Origin of the sequence: Streptomyces sp. NPDC046866, from assembly GCF_040704625.1 — a bacterium.
Lineage (GTDB): Bacteria > Actinomycetota > Actinomycetes > Streptomycetales > Streptomycetaceae > Streptomyces.
In genome coordinates this window covers 22,197-31,489 of sequence record NZ_JBEYXN010000044.1, presented here as the reverse complement: position 1 = coordinate 31,489, position 9,293 = coordinate 22,197, and the positions used below count along the sequence as shown (strand labels likewise).

11 protein-coding genes are annotated in these 9,293 nt (G+C 72.8%); 7 read left to right on the top strand and 4 right to left on the bottom strand.

The window, feature by feature from the left end; translation table 11 throughout:
• Positions 1 to 95, top strand: a 95-nt coding sequence (locus AB0953_RS34195; protein WP_351034276.1) for an adenosylhomocysteinase, incomplete at its 5' end; no start/stop codon positions are given.
• Between the two features lie 10 nt (positions 96 to 105).
• Here AB0953_RS34195 and AB0953_RS34190 read toward each other — a convergent pair.
• On the bottom strand, positions 106 to 870 hold the full coding sequence (locus tag AB0953_RS34190) for a helix-turn-helix domain-containing protein (protein ID WP_366863497.1): 765 nt from the start codon (positions 868 to 870) through the stop codon (positions 106 to 108).
• Between the two features lie 245 nt (positions 871 to 1,115).
• Between AB0953_RS34190 and AB0953_RS34185 the strand changes: the two genes are divergently transcribed.
• The 5 genes from AB0953_RS34185 to AB0953_RS34165 all read left to right on the top strand — a co-directional run bounded on the left by AB0953_RS34185 (position 1,116) and on the right by AB0953_RS34165 (position 5,468).
• Complete coding sequence (locus tag AB0953_RS34185) at positions 1,116 to 1,781, top strand: DUF4097 family beta strand repeat-containing protein (protein WP_366863496.1); 666 nt, start codon at positions 1,116 to 1,118, stop codon at positions 1,779 to 1,781.
• Between the two features lie 82 nt (positions 1,782 to 1,863).
• Positions 1,864 to 2,817 carry an ATP-binding cassette domain-containing protein gene (locus AB0953_RS34180; RefSeq protein ID WP_366863495.1) on the top strand — a complete coding sequence of 318 codons (954 nt, stop codon included), beginning with the start codon at positions 1,864 to 1,866 and terminating at the stop codon, positions 2,815 to 2,817.
• Complete coding sequence (locus AB0953_RS34175) at positions 2,814 to 3,587, top strand: ABC transporter permease (RefSeq protein ID WP_366863494.1); 774 nt, start codon at positions 2,814 to 2,816, stop codon at positions 3,585 to 3,587. Before AB0953_RS34180 ends, AB0953_RS34175 begins: the two co-directional genes overlap by 4 nt.
• A gap of 58 nt (positions 3,588 to 3,645) precedes the next feature.
• Positions 3,646 to 4,188 (top strand): winged helix-turn-helix domain-containing protein, encoded by a 543-nt coding sequence (locus tag AB0953_RS34170; RefSeq protein WP_366863493.1) that lies wholly within the window; start codon positions 3,646 to 3,648, stop codon positions 4,186 to 4,188.
• A complete protein-coding gene (locus tag AB0953_RS34165) occupies positions 4,185 to 5,468 on the top strand; it encodes an MFS transporter (RefSeq protein ID WP_366863492.1) in 1,284 nt (427 codons plus the stop codon). The genes AB0953_RS34170 and AB0953_RS34165 overlap by 4 nt, the downstream gene beginning before the upstream one ends.
• Before the next feature lie 30 nt (positions 5,469 to 5,498).
• Here AB0953_RS34165 and AB0953_RS34160 read toward each other — a convergent pair whose 3' ends face one another.
• Both AB0953_RS34160 and AB0953_RS34155 read right to left on the bottom strand, forming a co-directional pair.
• Complete coding sequence (locus AB0953_RS34160; protein ID WP_366863491.1) at positions 5,499 to 5,726, bottom strand: hypothetical protein; 228 nt, start codon at positions 5,724 to 5,726, stop codon at positions 5,499 to 5,501.
• Positions 5,727 to 5,908: 182 nt separating this feature from the next.
• Positions 5,909 to 7,036: a serine hydrolase domain-containing protein gene (locus AB0953_RS34155; RefSeq protein WP_366863490.1), complete on the bottom strand. Its 1,128-nt coding sequence runs from the start codon at positions 7,034 to 7,036 to the stop codon at positions 5,909 to 5,911.
• A 177-nt stretch (positions 7,037 to 7,213) separates the two neighbouring features.
• Here AB0953_RS34155 and AB0953_RS34150 point away from each other — a divergent pair, with 177 nt between their 5' ends.
• Positions 7,214 to 7,885 (top strand): TetR/AcrR family transcriptional regulator, encoded by a 672-nt coding sequence (locus AB0953_RS34150; RefSeq protein WP_366863489.1) that lies wholly within the window; start codon positions 7,214 to 7,216, stop codon positions 7,883 to 7,885.
• On the opposite strand, the gene AB0953_RS34145 is transcribed toward AB0953_RS34150, so the two are convergent.
• A complete protein-coding gene (locus AB0953_RS34145; protein WP_366863488.1) occupies positions 7,882 to 9,270 on the bottom strand; it encodes an FAD-dependent oxidoreductase in 1,389 nt (462 codons plus the stop codon). The two genes, AB0953_RS34150 and AB0953_RS34145, sit on opposite strands and share 4 nt — an antisense overlap.
• Between the last annotated feature and the right edge of the window lie 23 nt (positions 9,271 to 9,293).

The following is a 9,293-nucleotide window of genomic DNA, read 5'->3' as shown; positions in this document are numbered from 1 at the left end:
TCGGCGTCAAGCTGACCACCCTGCGCCCGGAGCAGGCCGCGTACATCGGCGTCGACGTCGACGGCCCGTACAAGCCGGACCACTACCGCTACTGAACCCTCTCGCTCACGCCCCGTCGGCCCCTGCGGCCGACGGGGCGTTCGTGCTGTCGGGGGCCGTTTCGGGCTTGGTGTAGAGGACTTCGCGGGCCTGTTCGGCGGCGCGTGCGAGGCTCTCGGAGACGAAGTCGAGGAAGCGGGCGACGTTCTCGAGGCGGGTGGCGGCCGGGGTGCCGGGGACGAGGACGCCGACGCCCTGCCGTGCGGTTTCGGCGACCTGGGCGGTGGAGCGGACGCTGGCCATCATGGACTGGTACCAGACGTCGTCGTCTATGACGTAGCGCTCGCGGCGGCGCTCGTCGCGCTCCCGGCGGACCATGCCCTGGCTGTCGAGGAACGCGACCGCCTTGGAGACGGACGCGGGGCTGACCTGGAGGCGCTGGACGAGCTCGGACGCGCCCATGCTGCCCGAGTCGCTGATGCACAGGCAGGCCATCACCCGGGCCATCATCTTGGGCGTGCCCGACTGCATGAAGACGGTGGTGAGCGTCTCCTCGTACGCGCGCACCGCCTCGGCGTCCCGTCCGTGGGCCTGGGGGGCCGCGCTCGGGTCGCGGGGCGCGGGCTGCCTGCGGCGCTGGGCGCGCCGCTCGGTGGCGCGGTGGGCGAGGTCGGCGCGGTAGCCGGTGGGGCCGCCGTTGCGCATGACCTCGCGCGTGATGGTGGAGGTCGGGCGGTCCAGGCGTCTGGCGATCTCCGCGTAGGCGTGGCCGTCGGCCAGCCCCAGGGCGATCTGCTGGCGTTCCTGCTGAGTGAGCCTGCCTCCGGGCATCGCGGCCTCCTTCGGGGGTGCGTGGTGGCCCCAGTATAGCGTTCACCTACAGTCCATTGCAACGTATGCAGGGAGTGACGTTGCATTAGATGTCGAACCATTGCAACGATTTTCCTCCTCCGAGCTGGGGTTATTTCTCTTCTATGCAACAAGGTTGTTGCCGCATTCTTGAATGCAACGTAGCGTTTCTCGTGTCGGAAACAGCGGGCCGAAGGGGTCCGCACCAGACGAAGGAGCGCATCACCATGCAGAAGTTCGCCACCCCCGCCCCGGTCGCCGTCGTCCTCGACGTCCCCGCCGGCCGCATCCAGCTCATCGCCGCCGACCGCGGCGACACCACCGTCGAGGTCCGGCCCGCCAACCCCTCCAAGAACCGCGACGTGCAGACCGCCCAGCAGACCACCGTCACCCACGCCGACGGGGTCCTGGAGATCCGCACCCCCGAGCCGAGGAACCAGCTCTTCGGCGCCGCCGGCTCCGTCGAGGTCACCGTCCAGCTGCCCGTCGGCTCCCGCATCGAGGCCAGGAGCGCCGCCTCCGAGCTGCGCGGCGTCGGCCGCCTCGGCGACGTCACCTTCGAGGGCGCGTACCGCAACATCAAGATCGACGAGGCGGCGAGCCTGCGCCTCACCGCGGTCGACGGGGACGTCGAGGTCGGCCGGCTGGGCGGCCCGGCGCAGATCAGCACCGCACGCGGCGACATCCGGATCGCCGAGGCCGTGCGCGGCGCGGTCGTGCTCAGCACCCAGTCCGGCGACATCTCGGTCACCGCCGCCCGCGGTGTCCCCGCCTCCCTGGACGCCGGCACCGCCTACGGCCGCATCAGCAACTCCCTCAAGAACGACGGCACCGCCGAACTCGACATCCGCGCCACCACCTCGTACGGCGACATCACCGCCCGCAGCCTCTGAGCCCGCCGCACCCCGCCGAACCCGCCGCACCCTGCCGAACCCGCCGAACCTGCCGAACCTGCCGAACAGGGAGTACCCCCTCATGACCGACGACCTGGCCGTCGCCGCGCGCGGACTGCGCAAGTCCTACGGCGACAAGACCGTCCTCGACGGCATCGACCTCACCGTCCCCGAAGGGACCGTCTTCTCGCTGCTCGGCCCGAACGGCGCCGGCAAGACCACGACCGTGCAGATCCTGTCCACCCTGGTCCCGGCGGACGGCGGCGCCGTCCGGATCGCCGGCCACGACCTGGCCCGCCGGCCGGACGACGTCCGCGGCGCGATCGGCGTCACCGGCCAGTACTCGGCCGTCGACAAGCTCCTCACCGGCGAGGAGAACCTGCTCCTCATGGCCGACCTGAAGCACCTGCCGCGCGCCGCGGGCAAGCGCAGGGCCGCCGAACTCCTCGAACGGTTCGACCTGGTCGACGCGGCCCGCAAGCCGGCCGGCACCTACTCCGGCGGTATGCAGCGCCGCCTCGACCTGGCCATGACCCTCGTCGGCGACCCGCGCCTGATCTTCCTGGACGAGCCCACCACCGGCCTCGACCCGCGCAGCCGCCGCTCGATGTGGGGGATCGTCCGCGAGCTCGTCGCCGAAGGGGTCACCATCTTCCTCACCACGCAGTACCTGGAGGAGGCCGACGAACTCGCCGACCGGATCGCCCTCCTGGACCACGGGCGGCTGATAGCCGAGGGCACCGCCGAAGAGCTCAAGCGGCTCATCCCCGGCGGCCACGTCCGGCTCACCTTCACCGACACCCACCGGCTCGACGCGGCCCACCGGATCGTCGGCGGCGCAGCCACCGCCGATCCCGAGGCCCTCACCCTGCAGGTCCCGGGCGACGGCAGCGTCCGCACCGTCCGCGAACTCCTGGCCCTCCTGGACGAACGCCGTGTGGACGTCGCCGGGATGAGCGTCCACACCCCCGACCTCGACGACGTGTTCCTCACCCTCACCGGGCAGCAGACCGAGCAGAAGGAGACCCTCCGATGAGCAGCCTCACCCTCGCCGCGCGCGACTCCTCCACCATGGTCCGGCGCCAGCTCAAGCGCCTGCTGCGCTACCCGTCCATGACGATCCAGCTGATCGTGACGCCCGTCGTCCTGCTGCTCCTCTTCGTCTACGTGTTCGGCGGCACGCTCGGCGCCGGCCTCGGCGGCGGCCGCGAGGCCTACGTCAACTACGTGGTGCCCGGCATCCTGCTCATGGGCGCGGCCACCGCCGCGACCGGCACCGCCGTGATGGTCGCCACCGACATGACCGAGGGCATCATCGCCCGCTTCCGCACCATGCGGATCTCCCGCGCCTCGGTGCTCACCGGCCACGTCGTCGGCAGCGTCATCCAGCAGCTCATCGGGTTGGCCGCCATCGTCGCCGTCGCCCTCGCCATCGGCTTCCGCCCCGACGCCACCGCCGTCGAATGGCTGGCCGCCGCAGGCCTCCTCACCCTCTTCGTCCTCGCCGTCACCTGGCTGGCGGTCGCCCTCGGCCTGAAGTCCCCGACCCCGGAGGCCGCCAGCAACGCGCCGATGCCGCTGATCCTGCTGCCCTTCCTGGGCAGCGGCTTCGTCCCGACCGACTCCATGCCCACCGCCATCCGCTGGTTCGCCGAGTACCAGCCCTTCACCCCGGTGATGGAGACCGTCCGCGGCCTCCTCCTCGGCACCCCCATCGGCAACAGCGGCGCCATCGCCGCCGCCTGGTGCACCGGCATCGCCGCCCTCTCCTACCTCTGGGCCAAGCGCACCTTCGACAAGGCCTGACCGAGGGGTTCCAACAATCCGCTTGCCTAATGGTCAAGAGTCCTTGACCATTAGCGGCATGACCGCCCCCGATGGACTTCCCGAGACGTTCCACGTCACCACGGACGAACAGCTCCGCGCCGTCTCCAATCTGACGCGCCACCGGATCATGGCCGTGCTCCGCTTCGAGCCCGCGACGATCACGCAGATCGCCGAGCGCGTGGGCCTGGCCAAGGGGAGTTCCAGCTACCACGTACGGCTGCTGGAACGGGCCGGCCTGGTGAAGGTGGTGCGCACGCGGAAGGTCCGCGGGGTCACCGAGCGGTACTACGCCATGGCCGCGCGGGCGATCGTCCTGCCGGATCGGGGCGAGGGAGGCCCGGACCTGCTGATGCGGCACGCGGTGGCGGACCTGGAGGCAGCGCCGGCGGAAGGCGAGCGGCACGTGCGGATGGCGCATCTGCGGCTCACCGACGAGCAGTTCGCGGAGCTGGGGGCGCGGCTGCAGGCACTGGCGGACGAGTACCGGGAGCTGTCCGATCCCTCGCTGCCGGACGCATCGCTGGTCTTCGCACTGTTCCACCCGGCAGCGCGCGGCCAGGCCGAAGGGGAGGCCGAATGAGCTCGGACGTCCGGACGCTGCCGACCGGGTTCGGACGGCTGTGGACCGCGCAGACGGTGTCCTCGCTCGGTGACGGGGTGACGCACGCCGCGCTGCCGCTGCTCGCGCTGACGCTGACGAGGGATCCGATGGCGCTCGCCGTCGTCACGGCCGCCGGAACGCTGCCGTGGCTGCTGTTCGGGGTGCTCGGCGGCGCGCTGGTGGACCGCTGGGACCGCCGGCGCACGATGTGGGCCACGGACGCGGCGCGTGCGGTGCTGCTCGTCATACCGGCGGCCGCGGCCGCCCTCGACGTGCTGAGCATTGCGCTGCTCGCGGCCGTCGCCTTCCTCCTCGGCCTCGGCGGACTCTTCTTCGACACGGCCGCCACGGCCTATCTGCCGGACCTGCTCGGCCGCGACCCCGCGCTCCTGGAACGAGCCAACTCCCGCCTGCGCGGCACCCAGACCGCGGCGTCCGGCTTCGCGGGGCCGCCCGCGGGCAGCGTCCTGCTGGCGCTCGGGCGGGCGGTTCCGCTGCTCGCCGACGCGGTGTCGTTCGCGCTCTCCGCACTGCTCGTACGCTCGCTGCCCGCCCCGCCCCGGCCCGTACCGCAGGCCCGGGAGTCGCTGCTGCGGCAGGCGCGGGCCGGCGCCTCGTACGTGTTCCGGGACCGGCTGCTGCTCGGGCTCGCGCTGCGTCCGGCGGTCGGGAACATCGCCTTCCTCGCGGTGGAGACCGTACTGGCCCTCTTCGCGCACGACCGTCTCGGCATCGGCGCCTTCGGCTTCGGCCTGCTCCTCACGGCGGAGGCCGCCGGCGGCCTGCTCGGCGCGGGCACCGCCTCCTTCCTCGGCCGCCGACTCGGCACCGGCACCGCGCTGACCTGCACGGCCGCAGTCGAGGGACTCGCCGTGCTGGGCCTTGCCGCCGCCCCGAACCCGTATGCCGCCGGGCTCGCCCTCGCCGTCTGCGGAGCGGGCATGGGCGCCACGATGGTGCTCGGGCCCTCCCTGCGGCAGGCGATCGTCCCCGCGCACCTGATGGGGCGGGTCGCCTCCACCTCCCGCATGCTCGCCATGTGCGCCGCCCCGTTCGGCGCCTTCCTCGGCGGCTGGCTGGCCGCCGCCTACGGCGTACGCACCCCGCTCTGCGCCGCCGCCGGCCTCCTCCTCACCATGACCGCCGTCACGGCGACCATGACCGGCAACCGCCGGGTCGAGGCGGCGCTGCGCGCCGCAGCGGCTGCTGGTCCGGACCACCCGGAATCCCGGGATCCCGTTCGGGAGGGGGCCCTGTAGGGCTCGGGGCCCGCTGCGAGTCTCCGCCGGTCAGGCGACCTTCCGGCGCTCGGGTGCCTTCCGCGTCTTCACCCCGCAGACGACGAGCGCCAGTCCCGCGGCGACGACGCCGAGGTAAGCCGTGGACGGCAGGTCGACCACTTTGTGCAGCCAGCCCCACTCCGTGCCGAAGAAGGTCTGCGAGGCGAAGCTGACGAGCCCCTGGGCTCCTACGACGTAGCCGATGCTTTCGACGGTGTATCCGATGGTTGTTCGCACGGACCCACCCTCTCGCGGCGGCGCCGCAAGATCGTCCTCCGCAGGGCCGAAAACGCAGTAGGCCGAAGGATGGAGTCGCCGGCCGCCGGCGTCGGTGCGCCGGCCCCCGGGAAGCGGACGACGCAGCGACATACGGAGCGACATACGGAGCGACATGCGAGCTCAACCGCCCCGAGCCCCGGTCAGCCGTACATCGCCACGCGGTACAGGCGGGCGAGCGCGTCGTCGATGGGATGGGGCTGCGGCCTGCCGGAGGCGTCCAGCCGGTTCCACCTCTGCAGGTTCACCGCGACCGCCATCTGCCGCCTGCCGTCGGCGCGCGTCATGGCCAGCGCTCCACCGCCCCAGACGGTCCCGCCGTGGCCCCAGAAGGCGCCGCCGCCAGTCGTACCGGCACCCGGCATCGGGTGGAGGCCGAGGCCGTAGTCGATGGTCCTTCCCTCCTGGGAGACGACCGGGACGGTGCGCTGCATCTGCTCCAGCGAGGCCGGGCTGATGACCTCCCCGGCCAGCAGCATGCCGTAGAAGCGGTTGACGTCCGAGACCGTCGATACCAGCGAAGCCGACGGCCCCACCCACGACATGTCGTACACGCTGTAGTCCCGCGGCGGGTCGATCATCCCGAACCACGCCTCGTAGAGCAGCGAATGCGGCCCCTCGACGTGCGGTCCGGCGGGTAGTGCGGTGTCCCGGAGCCCGGCGCGCTCGATGACGTTGCGGGTGATGTACTGCTCGGCCGCGGTGCCGGTGACGTGTTCCAACAGCTCCACCAGGAGCAGGTAGTTGGTGTTGGAGTACACCCCCGGAGTGCCGCCCGGGGCGCCGACCGCAGGCGCGGCGACCCCCATCCCGATCAGTTCGACGGGGTCGAACCGGGTGAACCGGTGGTCGTCCAGGCTCTGCGGCCCGGTGTGCGCGAGGTCGGGGTACGCCTTGAGGGAGGGGTAGGCGCAGGGGAGGTACTCGGCGAGGCCGCTGGTGTGGTCGAGCAGCATCCGGACCGTGATCGCCTCACCGCGTTCTCCCGGAACGAGCGTCGGAAGGTACCGGGCGATCGGTGTGTCGAGCCCGATCCGACCGCTCTCGACCTGCTGCAGCACCGCGGCGGCGGTGAAGGTCTTGGTGATGCTGCCGACGCGGTGGCGCATGTCGGCGGTGACGGGGCGGCCGGTGGCGACGTCCGCGACTCCCGCGGCGCCGCGCCAGACCTGCTCGCCGTCGCGGACCTCGGCGAACAGGCCCGGCATCCCGGCGCGGTGGACGTCCTCGAGGGCCGCGTCCAGGGCCGCCGAATCCAGGGTGTTCTTCACGTCATGCGTCCTTTCGTGTTCCCGGTTCGGGGCGCGCCGCAACGGGCGCCCGAACCGGCCAGACAGCAGGGCACGAGCGGCACGCCGGCCTGTCGGCATGCCGATGTCCTCAGTATGCACGCAGTGCGTGCAACGCCAAGTGCATACGTTAGGCTGGGCATCGGCGAGAGGAGAGAAATGGCAGGCCGAAGGCGTTGGTCGACCGAAGAGATCCTGGATGCGGCGGCGGAGCTGCTGACCACGAGCGGCGCGGAGTCGTTCAGCGTGCGCAAGCTCGCCGCGGCCCTCGGGACCGACTCCTCCAGCCTCTACCGGCACTTCCGCAGCAAGACCGAACTGCTGCGCGCGGTCGCCGACCGGATCCTCCTGGCCGCCATGGAGGGGCACCGCCCCGAGGGCGATTGGCAGCAGCGCATCACGGCCCTGGCCCTGCGCCTGAGGGAGGCCTTCGGCCGGCAGCCCCAGCTCGCCGCGGTCTGGGGACGCTACGCGTCAGGCGGCACCGGTTCCCGGCTGGTCATGGAAGAGGTGCTGCAGGCGCTGCGCGCGTCGGGCCTGGCCGACGAGGAGATCCCGGGGCACTACCACCGGCTCGCGGTGCTCATCGCCGCGTTGATCGCCTCGGAGGCCGGTGTCACCACGGTCACCGCCGAAGAGCACGAGCAGGGCCTGGAGCTGTTCCGCGTGGCGGTCCTGGGCGCCGCCCCCGAACGCTTCCCGGCCCTGGCCCACTTCGCCCGCGACGTCCGCCCCCTCGGCGCTGACCGCCGCGCCGCGTTCGAGGACATCCTCGCGGCCCACCTCGCGCAGCTCGCCCGCATCGCAGCCGCGGCGGGCCCGCCGCGCTAGCCGGCCCTCACCGCTACGAGGGCATCCCACTGCTCGCGGGTCGGGCCGTCGTGCCGAGGGGTGAACTCCGGGTGGGCGGCGAGCCAGGCGGTGACGTGCCGGTCCACCTCGTCGGTGCCGTAGGCCTCGTCGGGTGTCCGCACGAGATGGCGCACTTGGGCCCGGGCCCTCATGAGGACGGGATCGTCGAAGGCGCAGGCGGCCACGGCGGCGGCCCGCCGGTCCGGCGGCGGAGCGCTCTCGCCCTCGGCGAGGCGCTGCCCGGTGCCGCGGTCGGCCGCCACCTGCGCGTCGAACCACGGGCGCAGAGACCGTTCCGTCCAGGCGTGGTACCCGAGGGGGTCCGCGGCGACGTGGTCGGCACGGGTGGCGAGGTACTGGGCCGCCCGCAGGCCGAGGGACACGCCGTGGCCCGAGGTGGGGTTGGTGTGGATGAGGCTGTCCCCGGCGTTGACCAGGCCGGTGACGACCGGCCCGTCCTCGTCGGCGAGGGCGGTCCAGCGGTTGTCCAGGCCGGCCATCGCCAGGACGGCCGACTGCGGTTCGGGGGCCAGGTCGAGCCAGGCGGCGGTCGAGGGGAAACGGCGGGCGGCGGCCTCGAACACGGCGGGGTCGGTGAGCGCGCCGCGGGTCGGATCACCGGTGGAGACCACCAGGTGCACCGCGAAGGCGTCGTTGTCGGAAGGGAAGACGCCGGCCAGCGCGAACGCTGCCGCCGAGCCGGCCTTCACCCGCCCCGGGTCCCGCGGGCCGCCGGCCTGCAGCCGGTACCAGCGGCACAGATAGGCGATCCCGGTGCGGTGGCTGTCGACCACGGGAGGGCGGCAGCCGGCCGCGGCCAGCCAACCGGGGACCGGCGAGCGGCGCCCGGCCGCATCGACGACGAGGTCCGCCGCGTGGACCTCCGCGCCCACCCGGACGCCGGTGACGCGCGGCGGGCGGCCCTCCTCGAAGACGAGGCCGTCCACCCGCCGGCCCCACCGCACGCCAACGGCGGGCTCCCGCCGCACGGCCTCGGTCAGCGCGGCCTCCAGCACGATGCGGCGCGTGCGCAGGGTCACCAGGTCCTCGTCGCCGGCCCGGTACGGCGGGTGCCCGTCGAACCAGTCGAACTCGTGGTACTCCCGCGCTCCGCGCGCCAGCAGGTCCGCGTACACATCAGGAGCCTCGGTGCGCAGCACGGTCCGCACGGGCGCCAGCAGCGAGTGGGGCTGCACGGCGTGCGGCACGCGCGGCCTCTTCCACCGGAAGAAGTCCCGCTCCAGGTCTTGCCCCGCCTGCCGCCCGTCCTGCTCGAACAGGGTGACCGCATGGCCCCGCCGCCCGAGCATGAGGGCGGTCCCCAGCCCGCTGATCCCGCCACCGACCACTGCAACCCGCGCCAACTGACTCCCCTTCGCGTCGTGTT

What these genes read in the sequence shown, in the direction of transcription:
- AB0953_RS34170 (WP_366863493.1), top strand. Translation starts at nt 3,646, where the DNA reads ATGACCGCCCCCGATGGACTTCCCGAGACGTTCCACGTCACCACGGAC.
- AB0953_RS34180 (WP_366863495.1), top strand. Translation starts at nt 1,864, where the DNA reads ATGACCGACGACCTGGCCGTCGCCGCGCGCGGACTGCGCAAGTCCTAC.
- AB0953_RS34185 (WP_366863496.1), top strand. Translation starts at nt 1,116, where the DNA reads ATGCAGAAGTTCGCCACCCCCGCCCCGGTCGCCGTCGTCCTCGACGTC.
- AB0953_RS34175 (WP_366863494.1), top strand. Translation starts at nt 2,814, where the DNA reads ATGAGCAGCCTCACCCTCGCCGCGCGCGACTCCTCCACCATGGTCCGG.
- AB0953_RS34190 (WP_366863497.1), bottom strand. Translation starts at nt 870, where the DNA reads ATGCCCGGAGGCAGGCTCACTCAGCAGGAACGCCAGCAGATCGCCCTG.
- AB0953_RS34165 (WP_366863492.1), top strand. Translation starts at nt 4,185, where the DNA reads ATGAGCTCGGACGTCCGGACGCTGCCGACCGGGTTCGGACGGCTGTGG.
- AB0953_RS34150 (WP_366863489.1), top strand. Translation starts at nt 7,214, where the DNA reads ATGGCAGGCCGAAGGCGTTGGTCGACCGAAGAGATCCTGGATGCGGCG.